Origin of the sequence: Pseudomonas sp. R3-56 (assembly GCF_051132075.1) — a bacterium.
Taxonomy (GTDB): domain Bacteria; phylum Pseudomonadota; class Gammaproteobacteria; order Pseudomonadales; family Pseudomonadaceae; genus Aquipseudomonas.
In genome coordinates this window covers 3,910,292-3,931,453 of the sequence record NZ_CP071657.1, presented here as the reverse complement: position 1 = coordinate 3,931,453, position 21,162 = coordinate 3,910,292, and the positions used below count along the sequence as shown (strand labels likewise).

Here is a 21,162-nt window from a genome sequence, read left to right as displayed (position 1 = left end):
CCCGCTGGGCCGAGCAACGGCCCCGTTTTTATCGGGTTTCGCCAGAAGTGTCAGCCCCAAGGATTTTGGGCCTGCTGCGCAGTCCAGCGGGAGCAAGCTCCCTCGCCACAAAAGCAAGATCGCTGAAACACAATGGAAGGATTGAGCTAAATTACCCGGCATTGATTTCGAACCTGCCATCGAGCCCCATGCCTGCCCAGCCACTCTGGAAAACCTACCTGCTGTTCCTGGCCCCCATGGTCCTGTCCAATTTCCTCCAGTCGATGTCCGGTACGCTCAACAGCATCTACATCGGCCAGATGCTCGGTACCCAGGCTTTGGCGGCGGTGTCGGGGATGTTTCCCATCGTGTTTTTCTTCATCGCCCTGGTGATTGGTCTGGGCGCGGGGGCGGGCGTGTTGATCGGGCAGGCCTATGGCGCCGGCGAGACCGGAACGGTGAAGGCGATCGCCGGCTCGACGTTGCTGTTGGGGGCGATCATCGGGTTGGTGGCCGCGGTGTTGGGCAGCGTCTTTGCTCGCGAGGCCCTGCAAGGGCTCGGCACGCCCGACGATGTGCTCGAAGATGCCATTTCTTACGCGCGGGTGATGATGTGGATCCTGCCGATGCTACTGGTGTTCGTGCTCTTCACCCAGCTGCTGCGCGGTGTGAGTGATACCGTCTCGCCGCTGCTGGCGTTGCTGGTATCCACCAGCGTCGGGATGCTGCTGACGCCGGTGCTGATCCGTGGCTGGCTGGGATTGCCACAGATGGGCATCCAGAGCGCGGCGTGGGCGGGCCTGGTGGGCACCGCATCGGCCATGGCCATGCTGGCGTGGCGCCTCAACCGGCGGGCGCATGCCTTGGCGCCGGACCGCGCGCTGTTCGCCGCGATGCGCCTGGACCGGGATATCCTCGCCAAGGTGCTGCGCATCGGCTTGCCGACGGGGTTGCAGATGGTGGTGATTTCGTTATCGGAGCTGGTCGTCCTGGCGTTGGTCAATCACCATGGCTCCCAGGCTACGGCTGCCTACGGGGCGGTGACGCAGATAGTCAATTACGTGCAATTTCCGGCGCTGTCGATCGCCATCACCGCCTCGATCCTCGGCGCCCAGGCCATCGGTGCCGGACACCTGGAACGCCTCGGGCCGATCCTGCGTACCGGGCTGTTGATCAACGTCTGGCTGACCGGTGGCCTGGTGCTGCTGGGGTATCTGTTGTCCCACTGGCTGCTGGGGCTGTTCATCACCGACCCGGCGGCGCGGGTCCAGGCCGAGCACCTGTTGCACATCATGCTCTGGAGCCTGCTGGTGTTCGGCTTCCAGGCCATCATCGGCGGCATCATGCGCGCCAGCGGCACGGTGCTGGTGCCGGTGGCGATCTCGATCTTCTGCATCATCGGCGTGCAAGTGCCGGCGGCCTACCTGCTGGACGCGCACTTCGGCCTGCAAGGGGTGTGGATGGCGTTTCCGGTGGCTTACCTGAGCATGCTGATTTTGCAGGCGGTGTATTACAAACGGGTCTTGCAGCATCAGCGGATCGAGCGGTTGGTGTAATCGCCCGCCACTTAGCCCCTGTGGGAGCGAGCTTGCTCGCGATAGCGTCGGCACATTCAGCATCGATGCGGGCTGATCCACCGCCATCGCGAGCAAGCTCGCTCCCACAGGTTCGGGGCACGACGATGTTACAGTGGCCGTCATCCACCCTTCATCATTGAGGATCCGATGCCTGTCAGTCTCCCCACCCCCATCGCCTACCGCGCCTTCCTCTTCGACATGGACGGCACGCTGCTCAATTCTGTCGCCGCCACCGAGCGGATCTGGACGCGCTGGGCCATGCGTCATGGCCTGGACGTGGCGACATTCCTGCCGACCATCCATGGCGTGCGCGCTGTCGACACCGTCGCCCGCCAGAACCTGCCGAGCGTGGATGCCCAGGCCGAGGCCGCGCAGCTCACCGTCGAAGAAATCGAGGACGTGGAGGGCGTGGTCGAGGTGCCCGGTGCGCTGGCGTTTCTCAAAAGCTTGCCGCCGACGCAATGGGCAATCGTCACCTCGGCGCCCATGGCCTTGGCTTTGCGCCGCATGGAAGCAGCCGGGATTGTGCGTCCGGCGGTGATGGTGACTGCCGAAGACGTGAACGCCGGCAAGCCAAACCCCGATTGCTATCTACTCGCGGCGCAGCGCTTGCAAGTGAAACCGCAGGAATGCCTGGTGTTCGAGGATGCCGAAGCCGGTATCAAGGCCGGCGAGGCGGCGGGGGCGGACGTGATGGTGGTGACGGCCACGCACACGCATCCGGTGGTGACGTTGCACTCGCAGATCGAGGATTACCGTGGGTTGAGTGTCGCGGTGAATGGCGGCTTGATGCGCCTCTCAAGCCACCGCTGAACCCTGTGGGAGCGAGCCTGCTCGCGAAAGCGGTGGTTCAGCCAGCATTGATCTGGCTGACCCGACGCCTTCGCGAGCAGGCTCGCTCCCCATTACCTAGCTATCTGGTGCCTGCGAATCAGGTCACCACGCGATAGCACGGCACATACGCCGCGCCGCCCGGCAGTTTCATCCGGTGCTGGGCGACGAAGGCCTGCAGCAGGCGATCAAGCGGTTCCATGATGGCGGAGTCGCCGTGGATCTCGTAGGGGCCGTGTTCTTCGATCAGGCGGATGCCCTTGTCCTTGACGTTACCGGCGACGATCCCGGAAAACGCCCGGCGCAGGTTGGCGGCCAGTTCGTGGGGCGGCAGGTCGCGGCTCAGGCCGAGGCTGGCCATGTTGGCGTGGGTCGGGTCGAACGGGCGCTGGAAACCTTCGTCGATCTTCAGCAGCCAGTTGAAGTGGAACGCGTCGTTGCGCTCGCGGCGGAACTGCTTCACTTCTTTCAGGCCTTGGGTCATCTGCCGCGCCACTTCAGCCGGATCGTCGATGATGATCTGGTAGTGCTTCTGCGCGGCTTCGCCCAGGGTCGCGCCGACAAACGCGTGCAACTGGTCCAGGTACGGCGCGGCGCTTTTCGGTCCGGTGAGCACGACCGGGAAGGGCAGGTCCTGGTTGGCCGGGTGCATGAGGATCCCCAGCAGGTAGAGGAACTCTTCCGCCGTACCGGCGCCGCCCGGGAAGATGATGATGCCGTGGCCGACGCGCACGAAGGCTTCCAGGCGCTTCTCGATGTCCGGCAGGATTACCAGCTCGTTGACGATCGGGTTCGGCGCCTCGGCGGCGATGATGCCCGGCTCCGTCAGGCCCAGATAACGCCCGCCATGGATACGCTGCTTGGCGTGGGCAATGGTCGCGCCTTTCATCGGGCCTTTCATCACGCCGGGGCCGCAGCCGGTGCAGATGTCCAGGCTGCGCAAGCCGAGTTCGTGGCCGACTTTCTTGGTGTATTTGTATTCTTCGGTGTTGATCGAATGACCACCCCAGCACACGACGATTTTCGGTTCTACGCCGGGACGCAGGGTGCGGGCGTTGCGCAGCAGGTGGAAGACGTAGTCGCTGATGCCCTGGGATGAGCTCAGGTCGATGCGCTGGCTGTCCAGTTCGTTCTCGGTGTAGACGATGTCGCGCAGGGCGCTGAAGAGCATTTCCCGGGTGCTGGCGATCATCTCGCCGTCGACGAACGCATCGGCCGGCGCGTTCAGCAGCTCCAGGCGCACGCCCCGGTCCTGCTGGTGAATGCGGATCTCGAAATCCTTGTAGGCTTCGAGGATGGTCTTGGCATTGTCGACATGGGCGCCGGTGTTGAGGATAGCCAGGGCGCACTGGCGGAAAAGATCGTAGATGCTGCCGGAACCGGCTTCGCTCAGTTGCTGGACTTCGCGCTGGGACAAGGTCTCCAGGCTGCCCTTGGGGCTTACCGAGGCGTTGATTACATGTCTTTGAGTCATTCAGCTTTCCTTGAAAACGATGCCGCGCGCACGACGGCGGCATCTTTGAAAAAACGTCCACGCAGGAAGATCGCACGATCCTTGCGGTATCGCCATGGACTTTGATCCGGGTCCTTCGGGTCGGTGCAACACAAATGAGCCCCAGCATAGCCAAATCGACCGGGGAGGCGATAATGCGCGAGTCTTTTCACGCCACACAAGGAAAATGCGACGCGATGTTCGAGATCAAACCGTGGGACGCCGTGACCTACCGGCAGCAGACCCGCCGCAGCACGCTCATCCTCGCCTTGGTATTCCTGGCCTTGGCGATGCTGCTATCGAGCCTGGCGGTGATGCTGTTCGGCACACCCGGGGGCGATAATTTTCGCTTCAACGTGGGCGGGGTTTTCGCCGCCGTGCTGCTGATGGCCGCGCTCATGCGCGGGTATTTCTGGCAACAGCCGTGGATGGCCGCGGCGGTGTACGGCTGGCAGCTCAAGCGCAGCCTGATGAGCGTTACCAACGTGATGCACCAGGTAAAGGCTGGGGTGCAGGCCCAGGATCCGGCGGCGATGAAGCTGCTGCGCTTCTATCATTTGGGCCTGGCCCAGATGCACCTGCTGGATGCCAACTCCAGCGACCAGGCCTCGTTGAGTCGCGAGGCCGATGAACATCTGCAGAACATGCAGGCGCGCGGTCTGGACCCCGAGCAGTCGCGCCTTGACCCGGCCTGGATCGATACCGTGAAACAGGCCTATAAGGCCCGCGATTAGCGGCCGCTCGTCGGTTGCTCAGGTGAAAAATCAAACCCTGGCGATCGGGCGCCTTTCTCATGAACAGTCATGAAAGGGAGAGTCGAGATGCCTGGAAAAATCACTCAAGGAACCTGGGCCATGCTTTGCGTGGCAACGGTGGGGTTGGCAGGCTGCGCGGGCGGTAACAGCCATTCACCGGTGGACGCGCCAGGAGCCGCGAAGAGCCCGACCACCGCGACGCTGGAAGCCGGGGCGGGGCTCATGCAGAACAAACCCCCGTTGCAAGCGCTGGACACCTACCTGGATGGCTTCCATTTCTATAACGGGCGGATGTCCGGGCAAATGGAAGCGCATCACTACTGCACGGCACTGAACGAAGAAGTGTTCCAGTGCGCCATCTTTGATGCCAACACCACCAACGCCAAGCTCATGGGCGTGGAGTACATCATCAGCAAGCGCTTGTTCGAGGGCTTGCCGGCCAGCGAAAAACAGTTGTGGCACAGCCATGTGCATGAGGTGAAGTCCGGGCAACTGATCGCGCCAGGGATTCCCGAGGTGGCGGAAACCCGTTTGATGAAAAACCTTGTCAGCACCTACGGCAAGACCTGGCACACCTGGCACACCGAACAGGGCAACGCGCTGCCTTACGGTGTTCCGCAACTGATGATGGGCTTTACCGCCGACGGCCAGATCGACCCGCAGTTGGTGCGTGAGCGCGACAGCCGGATGGGCATCTCCAGCGAAGAGAAAAAACGCGCCCGCGCGGCAATCGAAGCGCCGACAATCGATCCCGGTGCGGATGCCTGGCAGAAGGGGCAGGTGTGGCAGATCAAGGACCCGACGGGGCATGCTCATTAAACGCGAATTTGCCGAATATGCTTTTGTGGCGAGGGAGCTTGCTCCCGCTGGGTTGCGCAGCAGCCCCAAGGCAATCAACTTGGATACTGTGTTTAATTGGATAATTATCAGGGCTGCTGTGCAGCCCAGCGGGAGCAAGCTCCCTCGCCACGGGGCAGGGATAAATTAATTACGGCTGTTTGAAGTGCCCTGGAACATCATGTTCCGTTTCGTTTGGCTTGGTTCTTTTCTGAACTTGGACGTCGCTTATTCCGACGCTTTTCAATTCGGTGAAGGTCACTCTCAAGAGTGCCTCGGCTTCTTCGGTGGTCAGGGTCTCGGTGTCAGCCGCCAGCACCCGGTTATCGGGCTGGCCGTCGGCAATGAAACTGACAATGAATCGGTCCTGGCTCATGCATGACCTCGACAGGTTTAAGCGCCAGGGCGCAGCAATGCTACGCCCCAACGGTTTTTCCGGGTTACGATTTTCTGCCGCCGCCATGGCTGCGTTCGCCACCTTTCTTACCGGCTTCAGAGGCTTTTTCCCGGTCGTTGGCAAAGTTTCCGCCGGAAGCATGTCCGCCTTTCTTGCCGGCTTCGGATGCTTTCTCTCGGTCGTTTGCGAAGTTACCTGGGTTTTTGTTTCCGCTATTAGCCATTTCGAGAATCCTCATTTTGGTTAAGCGAGTAAAACGTGCCTCGCAGTACTGTGAAAGAAATCTGCGGATGGAAGTTTAAAAAAAACGTTTCGCTGGCGACGAACGGTATCAACTAAAGAATTAACGCCCGGGTAACTTATACAGCCGTCTCGCGTGAACTTGTACAGCATTGATTTAGTTAATAAGGCAAGCGGCGGCAAATTGTATTTATTCATCATCAAAGGAGTGATTCAGTCCTCGCCGCCGCTGACTTTCCAATGTTTCGCCTCGGGCGCAAACACCACTTGTTCCACCCGGTGTGCAATGCCGAAAGCCAGCGAATTTTCCGCCGGTATCACTCGCTCCTCGGCGCACAGGCATTTGAAGATATCCAGTTGCGTGGCGGCGCCGGCGGTTTCCTTGACGTAGATTTCCACGTACCGCGCCACGTCGTTGTCCAGGCTCGAGAGGTATTCACGCAGGCGCGAGTGATCCACCGATTTCTGGCCGAAATACCAATTCATCGGGTGGATGAGGAAGCGCGAATGCGGGGTGGTTGTGCGGTCGCTGGCGGCCAGGTACATGACGATGCCCATCGACTCGATGTTGCCGGCATTCACCGCGCGCACGGGCACCGGAAGGGATTTGATAAAGGTATAGAGGGTGAAACCGAAATTGGTGCTGCCGCCGACAGTAGAGAGGTTGAGCATCAGCGAGTCGGCGCCTTTTTCAATGGCTTCCAGGCAATTGTCCCGGAAGCGCTCGGTGGTCCCCTGGTCGATCTGGCAATGGAAATGGACGATGTGTTCGGACATCTGAAACTCCTCTCGACTTCACGCGTTGACGAGTCTGCGGATCAGCGGCTCTGTACAGTTGGGAGTCCACCGGCTGTCGGATGTTCCACTTCCGTCATGCGCTTGTTCAGGTCCGGCAATCAGCCGCCGCTTCGCTCAACAGGCTTCGACGGCTTGGGCCATACGCTGCAGGAACATTGCCAGTGCGGCTTCTTGCGCACTGAGTCCCTTGCGTTCGCGAGGTTTGGGCAGGTCGCTCAGCACACCGCCCATGAAGCCTTCCAGCACGGCGGGGTGGATGTAGCATTTGCGACAGACGGCAGGCGTATTGCCCAACTGCCGGGCGACCTGCCTGACCATTTCGGCAACGTGTCGCTTGGCTTCGGTCTCGGTTTCCCACTGCAATGTGCGCAGCCCGTCCAGCGCCGCCGCGCTGCCTGCCCAGGTGCGATAGTCCTTGGCGGTGAAATCGGCGCCGGTGAGTGTCTTGAGGTAGGCGTTGATGTCCGAAGAGGTGACGGCGTGGCGCTCGCCGTGTTCGTCCAGGTACTGGAACAGGTTCTGCCCGGGAATTTCCTGGCAGCGCTTGATGATCCGTGCCAGGCGTCGGTCCTTCACGGTGATCTGGTGTTCAACGCCGCTCTTGCCACGGAACTGGAAAGCGATGGCGCTGCCGTTGACCGCGACATGCTTGTTGCGCAGCGTGGTCAGGCCGTAGGAACGGTTGTCCCGGGCGTATTGGCTATTGCCGACGCGGATCAGCGTGACGTCGAGCAGCGTGATGACCGTTGCGAGGACTTTATCGCGGCTGAAACCGGGCGTGGCGAGGATTTCCTCGAGGCGTTTGCGCAGTCGCGGCAGGGTGCGGCCGAATTCGAGCATGCGTGAGTACTTGTCCGCATCGCGCACTTCGCGCCAGCGCGAATGGTAGCGGTACTGCTTGCGTCCCCGGGCGTCGCGTCCGGTGGCCTGGAGGTGGCCGCGCGGGTCGGTACAGATCCACACATCGGTGTAGGCCGGCGGAACGGCCAGGGCGTTGATCCGCTGGATTTCGTCGGGATCGGTAATGCGCTGGCCCGACGGGTCGAAGTAACAGAACTTGCCCCGCAGTTTGCGGCGGGTGATGCCCGGGGCGGTGTCGTCGACGTAGTGCAGATCAGCCGGGAGTGCATCGGGCGGCAGGGTGTCGGGCATGTTTGATCCTTGGCGATGAATTCGAATGGCCTGTGAATTGATTGACCGCTGCCCGTTGCGGTCGTGCCGAGTTTCTTACGTCACCCAAATCGCCCCTGTGGGAGCGAGCCTGCTCGCGAAAGCGCCAGCACAGCCAACACTGAAGGAAACGGGTCCACCGCTTCGCGAGCAGGCCCACAGGGGCTGTGTCGATACCTACGCCAACACCGCCACCGCCTTGATCTGCGCCCACAGCATCTGCCCCGGATGCAGCTTCAACTGATCCCGGGAGTACCGGGTAATCCGCGCCAGCAACGGCGTGCCAGCGGCCTCCAGCCGGATCAGTACATGAGCCGCGTTGTCGCCCGCCAGTTCGCTGACGACCGTCACCGGCAGGCGATTGAGAATGCTGGTCTGTGCATCGTTCGCCAGGCTCAGGCTGACATCCCGCGCCTGTACCTTGAACCGCAACGGCCGGCCGACAGCCATCGGCTGATGGGCGACCCGCACTTGCAGCTGGCTGTCGGGCAGGGTCAGGGTGAGTAGCTGGTATTGCGGGTCATGGGCGCTGACTTTGCCCTGGATCACCACGCCCGCGTCATCGCCCTGGGCCAATGGCAGGTCGAGTCGCGCCAGGGTCTCGGCGATCGGCCCGCTGGCCAGGGCGCGCCCGGCATCGAGTAGCACGATGTGATCAGCCAGGCGGGCGACTTCGTCCTGGGAATGGCTGACGTACAGCACCGGGATGTCCAGTTCGTCGTGGAGTCGTTGCAGGTAAGGCAGGATTTCGTTTTTGCGCCGCGTATCGAGGGCCGCCAGTGGCTCGTCCATCAGCAGCAATCGCGGGCTGGTCAGCAAGGCGCGGGCGATGCCGACGCGCTGGCGTTCGCCGCCGGAGAGGTTATGGGGTTGCCTGTCGAGAAGGTGACCGATGCCGAGCAGTTCCGTCGCGTGGTTCATGTCCACGCGCCGTTGCGCCGGTGCTACGCGTTTGAGGCCGAACGCCAGATTGTCGCGTACCGACAGGTGGTCAAACAGGCTCGCCTCCTGGAAAACATAGCCCAGCGCGCGCTGGTGAGGTGGCACGAATACGCCGCGCTCACTGTCTTGCCAGACTTCGCCATTGACCTCGATGAAGCCCTGTGAGGGTCGCTCCAGGCCGGCGATGCAGCGCAGGCAAGTGGTTTTGCCAGAGCCGGATTCGCCGTACAGCGCCGTCACCCCACGGCCAGGCAATTGCACTTCCAGGTCCAGGAAAAAGTCGCCGTGGTCGAGTTGAAATCTTGCCAGGATCATCGCTCAGCTCCAGCCGGCACGGGTGCGACGGCTGGAGTACAGCGCCAGCAGCACCAGGAAGGAAAACCCCAGCATCGCCGCCGCCAGCCAATGGGCCTGGGCATATTCGAGGGCTTCGACATGGTCGTAGATCTGCACCGACACCACCCGGGTCTTTTCCGGGATGTTGCCGCCGATCATCAGCACCACGCCGAATTCACCGACCGTATGGGCGAAACCGAGAATCGCCGCGGTGATGAAGCCGGGGCGGGCCAAGGGCAGGATGACGTGGAAAAAAGTGTCCCACGGGCCCGCTCGCAGGGTGGCGGCGACTTCCAGTGGACGATTGCCGATGGCGGAAAACGCGTTCTGCAAGGGCTGGACAACAAACGGCATGGAATAGATTACCGAGCCGATCACCAACCCGGTAAAACTGAAGGTGAGTGTGCCCAGGCCGAGGGCCTGGGTGAACTGGCCGATCCAGCCGTTCGGACCCAACGCCAGCAACAGATAAAAGCCAATCACGGTGGGCGGCAACACCAGCGGCAGGGCCACCAGCGCGCCCACCGGCCCGCGCAGCCAGGATCGGGTGCGCGACAGCCACAAGGCGATGGGCGTGCCGATGAGCAGCAGGATCACCGTGGTCAGCGACGCCAGTTTCAGCGTCAGCCAGATGGCCGCGTAATCGGCGCCGGTCAGCGGCATCAGCGTTGATAACCGAAGGACTGGATGATGGCGGCGGCTTGCGGGCCCTTGAGGTATTCCATCAAGGCCAGGGCGGCAGGGTTGTCCCGGCCTTTAGCGAGAATCACCGCGTCCTGTTTGATCGGAGCATGCAGCTCGGCCGGGACGATCCATGCTGAGCCGCTTGCCAGCTTGCCGTCCTTGTACACCTGGGACAGGGCGACGAAGCCCAGTTCGGCGTTGCCGGTGGAGACGAACTGATAGGCCTGGGTGATGTTCTGGCCTTCGACGAGCTTGTTCTTGACCGGCGCGGACAGCCCAAGTTTTTCCAGGACTTGGGTCGCGGCCAGGCCATACGGCGCGGTTTTGGGGTTGGCAATGGACAGGTGCTTGAACGCATTGTCGCGCAGGACCTGGCCCTGGTTGTCGACGTAGTTGTCCTTGGCCGACCACAGCGCCAACGTGCCGATGGCGTAGGTGAAGCGCGAGCCCTTGACGGTAGCGCCTTCGCTTTCGAGCCTGGCCGGGGTGGTGTCGTCGGCGGCGAGGAAGACTTCGAAGGGCGCACCATTCTGGATCTGCGTATAGAACTGCCCGGTCGCGCCATAGGCGGCTATCAGCTTGTGGCCGGTGTCTTTTTCGAAATCGGCGGCGATGGCCTGTATCGGCGCAGTGAAGTTGGCAGCGACGGCTACCTGCACCTCGTCGGCTTGGGCGGCACTGACACAAAAGCAGGTAGCCAGCAGCAGCCGGGCGAAAGGGTTCGAGCGCATGGGCAGGGTTCCGTGGGGGTGGGTTCGTTATATAGCAGAATATATAGCGAATGCCTGGGAAACGGAACGCGGTATTTTGCTGGGAATTTGCGGTGACAGGGCCACCGCCTTCGCGAGCAGGCTCGCTCCCACACTGGATTTACGGTGGATGCGGAATCAGATCCGACACAAAACCCTGTGGGAGCGGGCTTGCTCGCGAAGGCGTCAGTCGACCAAGTCAGCCCTTGAACCGCGCCAGCGCCTCTTCGGCCAAGCGCCGGGTCAGTTCGCCGCTCGGCAGCTCGCGACCCATGGGAAAGGCCTGGCCGGCCCAGAGGTTGGCGAAATCCGCTTCGTCTTTCGCCCGCAGCGGCATCAAGGCGCCGCCCGCCAGGGGGAAAGCCGGCGCGAGCGGGCTCATCGGGCCGACTTCGCGCATCACCCGGTTGACAATGCCCCGGGCCGGGCGCCCGGTGAACAGGTTGGTAACGGCGGTCTGGCTTTCCCTGGCCGTGCGTAGCGCCCGGTGGTGGGAAGGTGTGACCTTGGCTTCCGGTGTGAACAGATAAGCGCTGCCCAACTGCACCGCCGACGCGCCCAGGGCAAACGCCGCGACAATCCCGCGCGCGTCGCCGATCCCGCCGGTGGCGATCACCGGCACCTTCACCGCATCCACCACTTGCGGCAGCAGGGCGAACAGACCCACCTGGGTGTTGAGGTCCTCGCTCAGAAACATCCCGCGATGACCGCCGGCCTCATAGCCCATGGCGATGATCGCGTCGCAGCCGTGCTGTTCGAGCCAGATGGCTTCTTCGACGGTGGTGGCCGAGGAGAGGATCTTCGCGCCGGTGGCCTTGACCCGATCCAGCAAGGATTTTTCCGGCAGGCCGAAGTGGAAGCTGACCACCTTGGGCCGCAGTTCCTCGAGCACGCGGCAGGCCGCATCATCGAACGGGGTGCGATTGGACACCGGCGTCGGCGCTTCGAAGTCGGCGCCCAGTTCTTCGTAATAAGGCTTGAGCCGCTGTTTCCAGGCCTCGGCCCGTTGTGCATCGAACGCCGGTGGCTGGTGCGCGAAGAAATTCACGTTGAACGGTTTGTCGGTCTGTTCGCTGATGGTCGTCAACGCCTGGCGCAGTTGCTCCACGTCGAGCATCGCCGCCGGCATCGAGCCCAGCCCGCCGGCATTGCAGGTGGCGACTACCATGGCCGGACCGGTTACGCCGGCCAGAGGCCCCTGGATGATGGGCAGCTCGATGCCGAGCAGGTCGAGAATGCGGGTGTCTGGCCACTGACTCATGTTCGGGTGTCTCCGACGGCAGAAGGAAAGCGTGTTTTTAGCAGGTGTCGCCCGGCCAGGGCCAGTCGAGTTTTTCAATCGATGCCCGGGTTTGATCCGGGCGACGGGATGGGTACCATGCGGGCTTCCCCCATCAAGGAGCTCGATCCATGGACGTGAAACTCAAGACCGTCGAACCCTTCACCGTCGCCGGTTTGCAGGTGCGCACCCGCAATGCCGACGAGCAGCAAGGCGACACGGCAAAGATCGGCCCGATGTGGCAGCAGTTCTTCACCGAAGGGCTGTTCGACAACGTTCCGGCCCGGCAGTCCGAGTCGTTCGTCTATGGGGTGTATTCCGATTACGAGTCCGATGCCACCGGCTACTTCAACGTGACGGCCGGTGTGCAGGTCGATGCCACGAGCGCAGGTTACCCCGCCGTGGACGTCGAGGGCGGGGATTACCTGGTGTTTTCAGCCAAGGGGCCAATGCCCGATTGCGTGATCCAGGCCTGGGGCCTGATCTGGGCGTACTTCGCCGATAACCCGCAGACCGTGCGCCGGTTCACCACCGATTTCGAGGTCTACAACGCGCCCGACTCGGTGGCGATCTATATCGGCGTTCAGTCTGCCGACGAGCGTTCCAGCGCCAGCAACTGACGCTTGCGCTCGACGCCCCAGCGATAGCCCGAGAGGTTGCCGTCGCTGCGCACCACTCGGTGGCAGGGGATCGCCACGGCGAGGCTGTTGGCGCCGCAGGCCTGGGCCACGGCGCGAACGGCCTTGGGCAGGCCGATGCGCTGGGCGATCTCGGCGTAGCTGGCGGTGCTGCCCGGCGGAATCTCCCGCAGGGCCTGCCAGACCCGTTCCTGAAAGGCCGTGCCGCGCAGGTCCAGCGGCAAGTCGAGGCCCAGGGCCGGCGCTTCGATGAACCCCACGACCTGGGCAATCAACTGCTCGAATTCCCGGTCGGCGCCGATGAGGTTGGCGCGGCGGAATTTGTCCTGCAGGTCGCGTACCAGTGCGTCCGGATCGTCCCCCAGCAGAATCGCGCACACGCCACGGTCGCTTTGCGCCACCAGGATCGCCCCCAGGGAGCACTGGCCGACGGCGAAGCGAATGTCGGTGTTCTGTCCGGCGGCGCGGTAGTCGGCCGGTTTCATGCCGAGGACTTTGTCGGCGGCTTCATAGAAGCGGCTGTTGGAATTGAAACCGGCGTCATACAGCGCCTCGGTCACCGTCCCGGCTTCGGCCAGGCATTCGCGCACTTTGCGCGAGCGGTGGGCGGCGGCGTAGGCCCTGGGCGTCAGGCCGGTGACAGACTTGAAAACGCGATGGAAATGAAAAGGGCTCAAACCCGCGCTCAGCGCCAGTTCATTCAGGCCTGGCAGTTCCTCGGCGGCCTCGATCTGCCGGCAGGCGGCCGCGACCCGGGCGGCCTGTTGCGCGGCGATCTGGGTCTGGTCCCTGGCCACGCGTTTGCTGGGACGATAACCGGCCGCCTGGGCCTGTTCCGGTGTGTCGAAGAATTCTACGTTACGCGGGTTGGGCAGGCGCGACAGGCTGCTGGGGTGGCAATAGATGCCGGTGGTTTTCACGCCATAGACAAATTGTCCGTCGGCGCGCGGATCCCGGGCGAGCACGGCGGCCCAGCGTGGGTCCTGTTCAGAGGCGAGAGTGTTTGAAGTGCTGTTCATGGTCGTTATTCCATTGGCCCGTTTTGCCTACAGTAGCGAGCCATCCAGGTGGCGACACTCCGGGTCTTGCGGTTGAATTCTGCGCTGTTATCCGGCCATGCGGAACGTCAGATTGATCCGCTGGGCACCCAGCGTCGGATGCTCTCCCGGCTTGAGTGGCAGCACGCCGTGGAAACGCAAGCGATCCACACCGCCCCAGACCACGATGTCGCCGTGGAACAGCGCAATGAGCTGGCTTTTGTCGCTGCGCTCGAACCCGCCGAACTGGAACATCGCCGGCAGGCCAAGGGAGAGCGAGACGACGGGGGCCGTCAGGGAGCGTTCGTTCTTGTCCTGGTGCAGCGACATTCGGGCGCCGGGCACGTAGCGGTTGATCAGGCAGGCATCAGGCTCGAAGTGTTCGAACCCCGCCTGCCGGGCGGCGTTACGGGCCAGTTCGCGAAACAGCTGTGGCATGTCAGGCCAGGGCTGGCCGGTCTGCGGATCGTGGGCCGTGTAGCGATAGCCGCTGCGGTCGGTGGTCCAGCCGAGCGCGCCGCAACTGGTCAAGGCCACCGACATGGTAAAGCCGCCGGGCGTGACCATCTGCCGGAATGGCGCCGCTTGCAAGACGCTTTCCAGCGCCGGCAGCACGCGGTCGAGCCAGGGCAGGGCAAACCCGCGTAATACGAAGGATTGCTGGCCGATCTGTTCGACCTCGCCGGGCGTGGTGGGCGGTTGATCGGCGAACAGATCCAGGGTGATGGGCGTGTGGTCATTGCGCATCATGAAAAATGATCCCAAGTGTATGCCGGCGGCCGCTGTGCAAGCGGCTGACGCCATGGCGCAGGTTCACTCGATAATAACCGCGAACGCCTTTGACGGGTCGCTGGTGTACGGCGAACACCACGGCGTCGCCCTGTTTCAGATCGATGACCTGTGGTCGTGACTGCATGCGCGGGCGCTGTTCGGTGAGGACAAATTCGCCGCCGGCAAAGTCCTCGCCCGGCTCCGCCAGCAGGATCGCCACCTGCAACGGGAATACGTGCTCGCCGTACAGGTCCTGATGCAGGCAATTGTAGTCCTGCGGGCCATATTGCAGCAGCAGCGGCGTAGGGCGTTGTTGGCCGGCGTCGTGGCAGCGCCGGATGAAATCGGCGTGCTGCTCGGGATAGCGCACTGGCAGGCCCATGCAATCGTTCCAGCGGTTGGCCAGCGGCACCAGCCGCGGATACAGCGATTGACGTAGTTGCTGGACAACCTTGGGCAGCGGATAAGCAAAGTACTGGTACTCGCCGCGTCCGAATCCATGACGGGCCATCACCACGCGGGAACGAAACAGCCCCGGGTCGCTGTACAAGCCTCGCAGCTCCAGGCACAACGCTGCCGGCAGCAGGTTGCGAATGATCGCGCAGCCGTCCTGGTCGAGGTCTTGTTCCAGGGCGGGCCAGTCGAGGTCGGCGATGGGGCGGGGCAGGGAGGACTTAGGGGGCATGATGGCAATCCTTGGTGGGAGGACTGCCCAGTCTGAGCACTACCGCGTCGCCCGCACCCCGATTCTTGCGGTGTGATGAGCTTTCTGTGGCGAGGGAGCTTGCTCCCGCTGGGTGGCGCAGCCGCCCCAATCAGGCAGATGAAGCCATTATGATGTACCGCGTCAATGCGTTTTACGACTGCTGCGCAGCCGAGCGGGAGCAAGCTCCCTCGCCACGAAAGGCATTTTGTACCGCCGTTCAGAGGGCCTTGCTGACCTTGAGGTCGCTGATCACATCATCGCTCTCGCCATGCAGTTTCTTCAGCTCTGCCAGGGCTTCTTCCTCGGTGCCATTTTGCAACTGCGCGAACTCGAAGCGGCGTTCGCCGTTGAGCTTGTACTTGATGACGTATTTGGTCGTCTGGGCCACGGTTATTCCTGTCTTCGTCTGGGACGCTGCTCAGCTCAGTTTCGAGCTGGAGCGCCGGATGATCTTGATCTTGTGGGTCAGGGTCGGCTTGCGGGTAACGCTGATGGCGCGACGGTTGACGGTGTCGATGGTGATGTTCCAGAAGCCTGTGCTCGGTGCGGTGATCCGGGCCGGGAACGTGTCGAACGCGCCGCCATGGTACGTGTGCCGGCCACCGTTCTTGAAGCTGCGGAAATTGGCGTCGTTCATCAAACGGATGTTGCACATTTGGGAGCATTCGATGACGACGATATCGTCCTCGTTGAGGTGCTCACGCTGGTGGATGAATTTCAAGGGTGCCTCCAGAAGGGCATTTCTTGCCGGGTCAGGACAGAAGATGAAGCAAATAATGGCGCGCAGTTTATCAGCACCACGGGTTAATATCCGACCCCTGTCCCAGGCTGGGCTGATTTATTACCGGCCACTGGGTAAAAAAGCGCAGCGCAGGGGAGAAAAGCAGTGTTTATGCTGTCGGAGGGTCTTTATCGGAGGAATCGTATGAAGCGCAGCGTGTGGGTATTGGCCTTGGCCCTGAGTGGATGTGCGTCGGTATCGGACATCAACCAGACACCGCCCACCATGAGCGTCATCTCCGGAAAGAAGCCCCATGAATACGCCCGGTGTGTTGCCGACAAGCTGCTCGAGAGCCGTGGCCCGCTGCAAATGGAGCCGCATAAAAACGGCGTTCGGGTGATCGTTCCCGGCAAGCTGTCGGCGCTGCCTGCGGCGGTGTTCGACATCGACGAGCGCTCCAGCGGCAGCAGCATCAAGCTGCATGAAAGCATGTCCAACGTGCCCGTGCGCCCCGGGGATGTACAGGACGCGGCCAACGCCTGCATTTCCGGTTGAGCGTGGTCTCGGCCTGACGGATCGCCAGGCATCGGTTAAACTGCCACCCCTGATAAAAGAATGCCGCCACGGTCGCCGTTGGCGGCATTGTCATTTATGGAGCCCCGGTCAATGAAACGCGAACAGGTGCGCGAGCGCCATGCAGAAGGCCTGATCTGCGCCACCCATGTGATCCAGAACCCTGGGAGCCCGGGCGAGTGGATCGTGTTCTTCAAGAAAAGCGCCGGGCGCAGTTTTTTTCTGGTGGACGACCAGGACGAAGTTGAATCCTTCTCCCGGCTCGACGACCTGATCGAGACCTTGCGGGGCCTGGGGATCAAGTTCGCCGAGATTCACATCTAGTTTATTTGCCCACTTTTATTTGCACACCACGACGACACTGCGGCTGCTGAAGTTGCCCACGTCGACCCCCAGAGTCTTTTCGCTTTCCTTGGCTTGTGGTGTGCCGTCGGTGCCGACGATGCGATAACCCGTGCCGGCGCAGGACGCATCGGCTTTTTCGTAGCAGGTCGCCCAGGAATTGGCTTCGCCCGAGCAGTCGATGGCCAGGCCTTGTTCACCGTTGGCCAGGTAGGTTTTTTCCGCTGAGGCACAGCCCGCCAGGGCCAGGACTGTAAACAGCGCCAGAAGTGTTTTCATGGGATCGTCATCGAGAGGGGGGAGGAATGGCGCGAGATTATAGCGAATGGCCATTCCGGTACAGCTAAACCACAGTTCCCATCAAGGCAATGGCGGGATGGCCCGACTATTTCTTGCGGCGAGTATTGCGTGCCGGAGCCTTTTCGCGCTCCCGGGGCGCCGGGGCAGAGCGTTCATCCTGGAATACCGCAGCGACTTCCACCGCCATGGCCTTGCTGGGCAAGGGGCCGGCGACCTGTTCACCGTGGTAATTGGTAATCCACCACTGGCCGTCCTTGTCCTGGCTGACCGAGTAACCGTTTGCGTTTGGAGTTGCCGACATCTAATTGCCTCGTTGGCGTGATCAAGGCGGCCATGATACGTCAAAAGCTCGCAAACAGCGCCCATGGGCGTACAGTGAGACCGCTGGAACCATCGAAGCGAAAGGCGATTGAACTATCCGCCGGTTTATTTCTCTATGATGGCATCGGTTGGCCAGCGTGGGCATTGTAAGGTGCCTGCGGCCTGATTAGACTGCGCCGAAACTCGTACATACCGCCTTTTCAAGGACTTATATGATCAAGAAATGCTTGTTCCCAGCAGCCGGTTACGGTACTCGCTTCCTGCCAGCGACTAAAGCCATGCCCAAAGAAATGCTGCCGGTGGTGAACAAGCCACTGATCCAGTACGGTGTCGAAGAAGCCCTTGACGCAGGCCTGACGGAAATTTCCATCGTCACCGGCCGTGGCAAGCGCGCCCTGGAAGACCATTTCGACATCAGCTACGAGCTGGAAAACCAGATCAAGGGCACCGACAAGGAAAAATACCTGGTCGGCATCCGCAAGCTGCTGGACGAGTGCTCGTTCTCCTATACCCGCCAGACCGAAATGAAAGGCCTGGGCCACGCGATCCTGACCGGTCGCCCGCTGATCGGTGACGAACCGTTCGCCGTGGTGCTGGCGGACGACTTGTGCGTCAACCTCGAAGGCGACGGCGTACTGACCCAGATGGTCAAGCTGTACAAGCAGTTCCGCTGCTCCATCGTGGCGATCCAGGAAGTGGATCCGCAGGAAACCAACAAGTACGGTGTGATCGCCGGCGAGATGATCCGCGAAGACATCTATCGGGTTCACAGCATGGTCGAGAAGCCAAAGCCTGAAGACGCACCGTCGAACCTGGCGATCATCGGCCGCTACATCCTGACTCCGGACATCTTCGACCTGATCGAACAGACCGAGCCAGGCAAGGGCGGCGAAATCCAGATCACCGACGCGCTGATGAAACAAGCCCAGAACGGCTGCGTGATGGCCTACAAGTTCAAGGGCAAGCGTTTCGACTGCGGTGGCGCCGAAGGTTACATCGACGCGACCAACTTCTGCTTCGAGAACTTCTACAAGACCGGCAAGGCTTACTGATAGCCTGCACCGGGCCTTGAAAAAACGCCCCGACTGGTTCGGGGCGTTTTTTTTGCCTGGATTTTCTGTACCACACAGAAAGAAACCTGTGGCGAGGGGATTTATCCCCGTCGGGCTGCGCAGCGGCCCCAAAGGTCCGAATGCGATCAGTCTGATACATAATGGACTCAAATTTCAGGGCCGCTGCGCAGCCCAGCGGGGATAAATCCCCTCGCCACAAGGATGAGCCAGTCTTGGCTAATCACGCTGCCACCGGTTGGCTTTTGCGCTCGCGCCCCCATAATCATTTCCATCGCTGCCCGATCGGGCTGCTCCATGCAGGAACAGCAGGTATGCTGACGGCCTGCCGAAGGAGATGAATGATGGCCTACGATTTTGACCTGTATGTGATTGGCGCCGGTTCCGGCGGTGTTCGAGCCGCACGGTTTGCTGCCGGTTTTGGAGCCAAGGTGGCCGTGGCGGAAAGCCGCTACCTGGGCGGCACCTGCGTGAACGTCGGCTGCGTGCCGAAAAAGCTGCTGGTCTACGGCGCGCATTACGCCGAGGACTTCGAGCAAGCGTCGGCCTATGGCTGGACAGCGGGTGAGGCGAGTTTCGACTGGGCCACGCTGATCGCCAACAAGGATCGCGAGATCAATCGCCTCAACGGTATCTACCGCAACCTGCTGGTCAACAGCGGTGTCACGCTGCATGAAGGTCACGCGAAGATTACCGGCCCTCACGAAGTGGAAATCAACGGCCAGCGCCACACCGCACAGCACATCATGATCGCCACGGGCGGCTGGCCGGTGATCCCGGACATTCCGGGGCGCGAGCACGCCATCAGTTCCAATGAGGCGTTTTTCCTCAAATCGCTGCCCAAGCGCATGCTGGTGGTCGGTGGTGGCTATATCGCGGTGGAGTTCGCCGGGATTTTCCATGGCATGGGCGCGCAGACCTCCTTGCTGTATCGCGGCGACCTGTTCCTGCGCGGCTTCGACGGCGCGGTGCGCAAACACCTGGCCGAAGAGCTGCAACGCCGTGGCCTCGACCTGCAATTCAAGGCCGACATCCAGCGCATCGACAAGGAAGCCGACGGCAGCCTGAAGGTGACGCTCAAGGACGGTCGCACCCTGGTCACCGATTGCGTGTTCTACGCCACTGGCCGTCGCCCGATGCTGGACAACCTCGGCCTGGAGAACACTGGCGTCACGCTGGACGACAAGGGTTTTGTGCAGGTCAACGAAAAGTACGAGACCGCCGAGCCATCGATCCTGGCGATTGGCGACGTGATCGGTCGCGTGCAGTTGACCCCCGTCGCACTGGCCGAAGGCATGGCAGTGGCGCGGCGCCTGTTCAAGCCCGAGCAATACCGTCTGGTGGATTACCGGATGATTCCCACGGCCGTGTTCAGCCTGCCAAACATCGGCACCGTTGGCATGACTGAAGAGCAAGCCCGGGAGGAGGGCCATGAGGTGCAGATTTTCGAAAGCCGTTTCCGGCCGATGAAGCTGACTCTCACCGAGTGTCAGGAGCGCACACTGATGAAGCTGGTGGTCGACGCCAGCTCCGACAAGGTGCTGGGTTGCCACATGGTTGGGCCGGACGCCGGGGAAATTGTCCAGGGCCTGGCGATCGCCCTCAAGGCCGGGGCCACCAAGCGCGACTTCGACGAGACCATTGGCGTGCACCCAACCGCCGCCGAAGAATTCGTCACCATGCGCACGCCAACCGCCTGATTGGCGCCTGCGAACCAAGGCTGTGATCCATCGGTCCAGCCTTGTGAACTGTTTAGCAACTGCCACGATCAACAAAGGGTCGCCTGTGGCAGGTCCACAGATTTCTTCTATCTATATAGATTCCTGATAGCCAAAACCAATCATTCGCATGAGCTTTGCCAATGAGCCAGCGGCGGCATGAGTGGCTAAGATTCACTTCATCAACTTCTCAACCCCTGACGGAGAGTCAACGATGCCTATCATCAACAGCCAAGTTAAACCGTTCAAAGCTACCGCTTTCAAAAACGGCGCATTCGTCGAAGTCTCGGACGCCGACCTGAAAGGCAAGTGGTCTGTCGTGTTCTTCTACCCGGCTGACTTCACCTTCGTTTGCCCAACCGAACTGGAAGACCTCGCCGACAACTACGCCGAGTTCCAGAAGCTGGGTGTCGAGATCTACAGCGTGTCGACCGACACTCACTTCGCCCACGCTGCCTGGCACAACACCTCGCCAGCCATCGGCAAGATCCAGTACACCATGATCGGCGACCCGACCCTGGCCATCTCCCGCAACTTCGACGTGCTGATCGAAGAAGCCGGTCTGGCGGATCGCGGTACTTTCGTGATCAACCCGGAAGGCCAGATCAAGATCGTTGAAATCAACGACGGCGGTGTAGGCCGTGACGCTTCCGAGCTGCTGCGCAAGATCAAGGCTGCTCAGTACGTTGCTGCCCACCCAGGCGAAGTCTGCCCAGCCAAGTGGAAAGAAGGCGAGGCCACTCTGGCTCCGTCCCTGGACCTGGTCGGCAAGATCTAAACCAGTGCGTTATCCGAGGGCGATTCGCTCTTAGCCAAGTAAGCCGCTTCGCCCCAAAAAACGCCCGGGCGAGATTCGCTCGGGCGTTGTTTTTTCTGAAATTCAAACATGGAAATCGCCC

At 61.7% G+C, this 21,162-nt stretch carries 26 protein-coding genes; 10 read left to right on the top strand and 16 right to left on the bottom strand.

Annotation, left to right across the window (positions count from 1 at the left end):
• The first annotated feature begins 188 nt into the window (after nucleotides 1-188).
• Nucleotides 189-1,535: an MATE family efflux transporter gene (locus tag J3P96_RS17670; protein WP_434652655.1), complete on the top strand. Its 1,347-nt coding sequence runs from the start codon at nucleotides 189-191 to the stop codon at nucleotides 1,533-1,535.
• A gap of 168 nt (nucleotides 1,536-1,703) precedes the next feature.
• A complete protein-coding gene (locus tag J3P96_RS17665) occupies nucleotides 1,704-2,369 on the top strand; it encodes an HAD family hydrolase (protein ID WP_434652653.1) in 666 nt (221 codons plus the stop codon).
• 118 nt (nucleotides 2,370-2,487) lie between these two features.
• Here J3P96_RS17665 and ppnN read toward each other — a convergent pair whose 3' ends face one another.
• Nucleotides 2,488-3,861: a nucleotide 5'-monophosphate nucleosidase PpnN gene (ppnN, locus tag J3P96_RS17660; RefSeq protein WP_305495382.1), complete on the bottom strand. Its 1,374-nt coding sequence runs from the start codon at nucleotides 3,859-3,861 to the stop codon at nucleotides 2,488-2,490.
• Nucleotides 3,862-4,076: 215 nt separating this feature from the next.
• On the opposite strand from ppnN, the gene J3P96_RS17655 reads away from it, so the two are divergent.
• Together J3P96_RS17655 and J3P96_RS17650 are read left to right on the top strand one after the other, a co-directional pair.
• On the top strand, nucleotides 4,077-4,613 hold the full coding sequence (locus tag J3P96_RS17655) for a DUF3087 family protein (protein ID WP_434652651.1): 537 nt from the start codon (nucleotides 4,077-4,079) through the stop codon (nucleotides 4,611-4,613).
• Nucleotides 4,614-4,700: 87 nt separating this feature from the next.
• A complete protein-coding gene (locus tag J3P96_RS17650; protein ID WP_434652649.1) occupies nucleotides 4,701-5,453 on the top strand; it encodes an OBAP family protein in 753 nt (250 codons plus the stop codon).
• A 169-nt stretch (nucleotides 5,454-5,622) separates the two neighbouring features.
• Here the strand turns inward: J3P96_RS17650 and J3P96_RS17645 are convergent, their stop codons facing one another.
• The 8 genes from J3P96_RS17645 to J3P96_RS17610 form a co-directional block, all read right to left on the bottom strand.
• Nucleotides 5,623-5,934 (bottom strand): hypothetical protein, encoded by a 312-nt coding sequence (locus J3P96_RS17645; RefSeq protein WP_434652647.1) that lies wholly within the window; start codon nucleotides 5,932-5,934, stop codon nucleotides 5,623-5,625.
• On the bottom strand, nucleotides 5,912-6,091 hold the full coding sequence (locus tag J3P96_RS17640; protein ID WP_186614672.1) for a general stress protein: 180 nt from the start codon (nucleotides 6,089-6,091) through the stop codon (nucleotides 5,912-5,914). Before J3P96_RS17640 ends, J3P96_RS17645 begins: the two co-directional genes overlap by 23 nt.
• A 230-nt stretch (nucleotides 6,092-6,321) precedes the next feature.
• On the bottom strand, nucleotides 6,322-6,885 hold the full coding sequence (locus tag J3P96_RS17635) for an ATP-dependent Clp protease proteolytic subunit (RefSeq protein ID WP_039592957.1): 564 nt from the start codon (nucleotides 6,883-6,885) through the stop codon (nucleotides 6,322-6,324).
• A gap of 135 nt (nucleotides 6,886-7,020) precedes the next feature.
• Nucleotides 7,021-8,058, bottom strand: a complete 1,038-nt coding sequence (locus J3P96_RS17630; protein ID WP_434652645.1) for a DNA topoisomerase IB — start codon at nucleotides 8,056-8,058, stop codon at nucleotides 7,021-7,023.
• A gap of 195 nt (nucleotides 8,059-8,253) precedes the next feature.
• On the bottom strand, nucleotides 8,254-9,333 hold the full coding sequence (gene modC / locus J3P96_RS17625) for a molybdenum ABC transporter ATP-binding protein (RefSeq protein WP_434652643.1): 1,080 nt from the start codon (nucleotides 9,331-9,333) through the stop codon (nucleotides 8,254-8,256).
• Between the two features lie 3 nt (nucleotides 9,334-9,336).
• A complete protein-coding gene (gene modB, locus J3P96_RS17620; RefSeq protein ID WP_434652641.1) occupies nucleotides 9,337-10,017 on the bottom strand; it encodes a molybdate ABC transporter permease subunit in 681 nt (226 codons plus the stop codon).
• Nucleotides 10,017-10,769 (bottom strand): molybdate ABC transporter substrate-binding protein, encoded by a 753-nt coding sequence (gene modA / locus J3P96_RS17615; RefSeq protein WP_434652639.1) that lies wholly within the window; start codon nucleotides 10,767-10,769, stop codon nucleotides 10,017-10,019. The genes modB and modA overlap by 1 nt, the downstream gene beginning before the upstream one ends.
• A gap of 217 nt (nucleotides 10,770-10,986) precedes the next feature.
• Nucleotides 10,987-12,048 carry an NAD(P)H-dependent flavin oxidoreductase gene (locus J3P96_RS17610; RefSeq protein WP_434652638.1) on the bottom strand — a complete coding sequence of 354 codons (1,062 nt, stop codon included), beginning with the start codon at nucleotides 12,046-12,048 and terminating at the stop codon, nucleotides 10,987-10,989.
• A 149-nt stretch (nucleotides 12,049-12,197) separates the two neighbouring features.
• Between J3P96_RS17610 and J3P96_RS17605 the strand changes: the two genes are divergently transcribed.
• Nucleotides 12,198-12,686 (top strand): GyrI-like domain-containing protein, encoded by a 489-nt coding sequence (locus J3P96_RS17605; RefSeq protein WP_434652636.1) that lies wholly within the window; start codon nucleotides 12,198-12,200, stop codon nucleotides 12,684-12,686.
• Here the strand turns inward: J3P96_RS17605 and ada are convergent.
• The 5 genes from ada to J3P96_RS17580 all read right to left on the bottom strand — a co-directional run bounded on the left by ada (nucleotide 12,650) and on the right by J3P96_RS17580 (nucleotide 15,939).
• Entirely contained in the window at nucleotides 12,650-13,723 is a 1,074-nt protein-coding gene (gene ada, locus J3P96_RS17600) for a bifunctional DNA-binding transcriptional regulator/O6-methylguanine-DNA methyltransferase Ada (protein ID WP_434652634.1), read from the bottom strand. The genes J3P96_RS17605 and ada overlap by 37 nt on opposite strands.
• Nucleotides 13,724-13,810: 87 nt before the next feature.
• The gene (gene alkB, locus J3P96_RS17595) at nucleotides 13,811-14,488 is read right to left on the bottom strand and encodes a DNA oxidative demethylase AlkB (RefSeq protein ID WP_434658235.1); all 678 of its coding nucleotides are present in this window, start codon (nucleotides 14,486-14,488) and stop codon (nucleotides 13,811-13,813) included.
• The gene (locus J3P96_RS17590; protein WP_434652632.1) at nucleotides 14,478-15,197 is read right to left on the bottom strand and encodes a 2OG-Fe(II) oxygenase; all 720 of its coding nucleotides are present in this window, start codon (nucleotides 15,195-15,197) and stop codon (nucleotides 14,478-14,480) included. The genes alkB and J3P96_RS17590 overlap by 11 nt, the downstream gene beginning before the upstream one ends.
• A gap of 238 nt (nucleotides 15,198-15,435) precedes the next feature.
• On the bottom strand, nucleotides 15,436-15,606 hold the full coding sequence (locus J3P96_RS17585) for a hypothetical protein (RefSeq protein WP_305495364.1): 171 nt from the start codon (nucleotides 15,604-15,606) through the stop codon (nucleotides 15,436-15,438).
• 30 nt (nucleotides 15,607-15,636) lie between these two features.
• The gene (locus tag J3P96_RS17580) at nucleotides 15,637-15,939 is read right to left on the bottom strand and encodes a DUF1883 domain-containing protein (protein WP_003182962.1); all 303 of its coding nucleotides are present in this window, start codon (nucleotides 15,937-15,939) and stop codon (nucleotides 15,637-15,639) included.
• A gap of 204 nt (nucleotides 15,940-16,143) precedes the next feature.
• Between J3P96_RS17580 and J3P96_RS17575 the strand changes: the two genes are divergently transcribed.
• Together J3P96_RS17575 and J3P96_RS17570 are read left to right on the top strand one after the other, a co-directional pair.
• Nucleotides 16,144-16,494: a hypothetical protein gene (locus J3P96_RS17575; protein WP_434568904.1), complete on the top strand. Its 351-nt coding sequence runs from the start codon at nucleotides 16,144-16,146 to the stop codon at nucleotides 16,492-16,494.
• Nucleotides 16,495-16,605: 111 nt separating this feature from the next.
• Nucleotides 16,606-16,836: a hypothetical protein gene (locus J3P96_RS17570; RefSeq protein WP_305495360.1), complete on the top strand. Its 231-nt coding sequence runs from the start codon at nucleotides 16,606-16,608 to the stop codon at nucleotides 16,834-16,836.
• Nucleotides 16,837-16,851: 15 nt separating this feature from the next.
• Here J3P96_RS17570 and J3P96_RS17565 read toward each other — a convergent pair whose 3' ends face one another.
• Nucleotides 16,852-17,133, bottom strand: coding sequence for a hypothetical protein (locus J3P96_RS17565; protein ID WP_305495358.1), 282 nt, complete (start codon nucleotides 17,131-17,133; stop codon nucleotides 16,852-16,854).
• A gap of 106 nt (nucleotides 17,134-17,239) precedes the next feature.
• Nucleotides 17,240-17,455 (bottom strand): hypothetical protein, encoded by a 216-nt coding sequence (locus tag J3P96_RS17560; RefSeq protein WP_305495356.1) that lies wholly within the window; start codon nucleotides 17,453-17,455, stop codon nucleotides 17,240-17,242.
• Between the two features lie 232 nt (nucleotides 17,456-17,687).
• Here J3P96_RS17560 and galU point away from each other — a divergent pair, with 232 nt between their 5' ends.
• The 3 genes from galU (at nucleotide 17,688) to ahpC (ending at nucleotide 21,041) form a co-directional block, all read left to right on the top strand.
• On the top strand, nucleotides 17,688-18,527 hold the full coding sequence (galU, locus tag J3P96_RS17555; protein ID WP_039592970.1) for a UTP--glucose-1-phosphate uridylyltransferase GalU: 840 nt from the start codon (nucleotides 17,688-17,690) through the stop codon (nucleotides 18,525-18,527).
• Between the two features lie 362 nt (nucleotides 18,528-18,889).
• On the top strand, nucleotides 18,890-20,245 hold the full coding sequence (gene gorA, locus J3P96_RS17550) for a glutathione-disulfide reductase (RefSeq protein WP_434658233.1): 1,356 nt from the start codon (nucleotides 18,890-18,892) through the stop codon (nucleotides 20,243-20,245).
• 232 nt (nucleotides 20,246-20,477) lie between these two features.
• A complete protein-coding gene (ahpC, locus tag J3P96_RS17545) occupies nucleotides 20,478-21,041 on the top strand; it encodes an alkyl hydroperoxide reductase subunit C (protein ID WP_011061677.1) in 564 nt (187 codons plus the stop codon).
• The last annotated feature ends 121 nt before the right edge of the window (nucleotides 21,042-21,162 follow it).

Excerpts from the sequence above, each read along its gene's own strand:
- modA (WP_434652639.1), bottom strand. The coding sequence starts at position 10,769 with ATGCGCTCGAACCCTTTCGCCCGGCTGCTGCTGGCTACCTGCTTTTGT.
- J3P96_RS17610 (WP_434652638.1), bottom strand. The coding sequence starts at position 12,048 with ATGAGTCAGTGGCCAGACACCCGCATTCTCGACCTGCTCGGCATCGAG.
- ppnN (WP_305495382.1), bottom strand. The coding sequence starts at position 3,861 with ATGACTCAAAGACATGTAATCAACGCCTCGGTAAGCCCCAAGGGCAGC.
- J3P96_RS17590 (WP_434652632.1), bottom strand. The coding sequence starts at position 15,197 with ATGCCCCCTAAGTCCTCCCTGCCCCGCCCCATCGCCGACCTCGACTGG.
- galU (WP_039592970.1), top strand. The coding sequence starts at position 17,688 with ATGATCAAGAAATGCTTGTTCCCAGCAGCCGGTTACGGTACTCGCTTC.
- J3P96_RS17565 (WP_305495358.1), bottom strand. The coding sequence starts at position 17,133 with ATGAAAACACTTCTGGCGCTGTTTACAGTCCTGGCCCTGGCGGGCTGT.
- J3P96_RS17670 (WP_434652655.1), top strand. The coding sequence starts at position 189 with ATGCCTGCCCAGCCACTCTGGAAAACCTACCTGCTGTTCCTGGCCCCC.
- gorA (WP_434658233.1), top strand. The coding sequence starts at position 18,890 with ATGGCCTACGATTTTGACCTGTATGTGATTGGCGCCGGTTCCGGCGGT.
- alkB (WP_434658235.1), bottom strand. The coding sequence starts at position 14,488 with ATGCGCAATGACCACACGCCCATCACCCTGGATCTGTTCGCCGATCAA.
- J3P96_RS17635 (WP_039592957.1), bottom strand. The coding sequence starts at position 6,885 with ATGTCCGAACACATCGTCCATTTCCATTGCCAGATCGACCAGGGGACC.
- J3P96_RS17560 (WP_305495356.1), bottom strand. The coding sequence starts at position 17,455 with ATGTCGGCAACTCCAAACGCAAACGGTTACTCGGTCAGCCAGGACAAG.
- J3P96_RS17650 (WP_434652649.1), top strand. The coding sequence starts at position 4,701 with ATGCCTGGAAAAATCACTCAAGGAACCTGGGCCATGCTTTGCGTGGCA.
- J3P96_RS17655 (WP_434652651.1), top strand. The coding sequence starts at position 4,077 with ATGTTCGAGATCAAACCGTGGGACGCCGTGACCTACCGGCAGCAGACC.
- modC (WP_434652643.1), bottom strand. The coding sequence starts at position 9,333 with ATGATCCTGGCAAGATTTCAACTCGACCACGGCGACTTTTTCCTGGAC.
- J3P96_RS17575 (WP_434568904.1), top strand. The coding sequence starts at position 16,144 with ATGAAGCGCAGCGTGTGGGTATTGGCCTTGGCCCTGAGTGGATGTGCG.
- J3P96_RS17645 (WP_434652647.1), bottom strand. The coding sequence starts at position 5,934 with ATGGCGGCGGCAGAAAATCGTAACCCGGAAAAACCGTTGGGGCGTAGC.
- ahpC (WP_011061677.1), top strand. The coding sequence starts at position 20,478 with ATGCCTATCATCAACAGCCAAGTTAAACCGTTCAAAGCTACCGCTTTC.
- J3P96_RS17665 (WP_434652653.1), top strand. The coding sequence starts at position 1,704 with ATGCCTGTCAGTCTCCCCACCCCCATCGCCTACCGCGCCTTCCTCTTC.
- modB (WP_434652641.1), bottom strand. The coding sequence starts at position 10,017 with ATGCCGCTGACCGGCGCCGATTACGCGGCCATCTGGCTGACGCTGAAA.
- J3P96_RS17630 (WP_434652645.1), bottom strand. The coding sequence starts at position 8,058 with ATGCCCGACACCCTGCCGCCCGATGCACTCCCGGCTGATCTGCACTAC.
- J3P96_RS17570 (WP_305495360.1), top strand. The coding sequence starts at position 16,606 with ATGAAACGCGAACAGGTGCGCGAGCGCCATGCAGAAGGCCTGATCTGC.
- J3P96_RS17605 (WP_434652636.1), top strand. The coding sequence starts at position 12,198 with ATGGACGTGAAACTCAAGACCGTCGAACCCTTCACCGTCGCCGGTTTG.
- ada (WP_434652634.1), bottom strand. The coding sequence starts at position 13,723 with ATGAACAGCACTTCAAACACTCTCGCCTCTGAACAGGACCCACGCTGG.
- J3P96_RS17640 (WP_186614672.1), bottom strand. The coding sequence starts at position 6,091 with ATGGCTAATAGCGGAAACAAAAACCCAGGTAACTTCGCAAACGACCGA.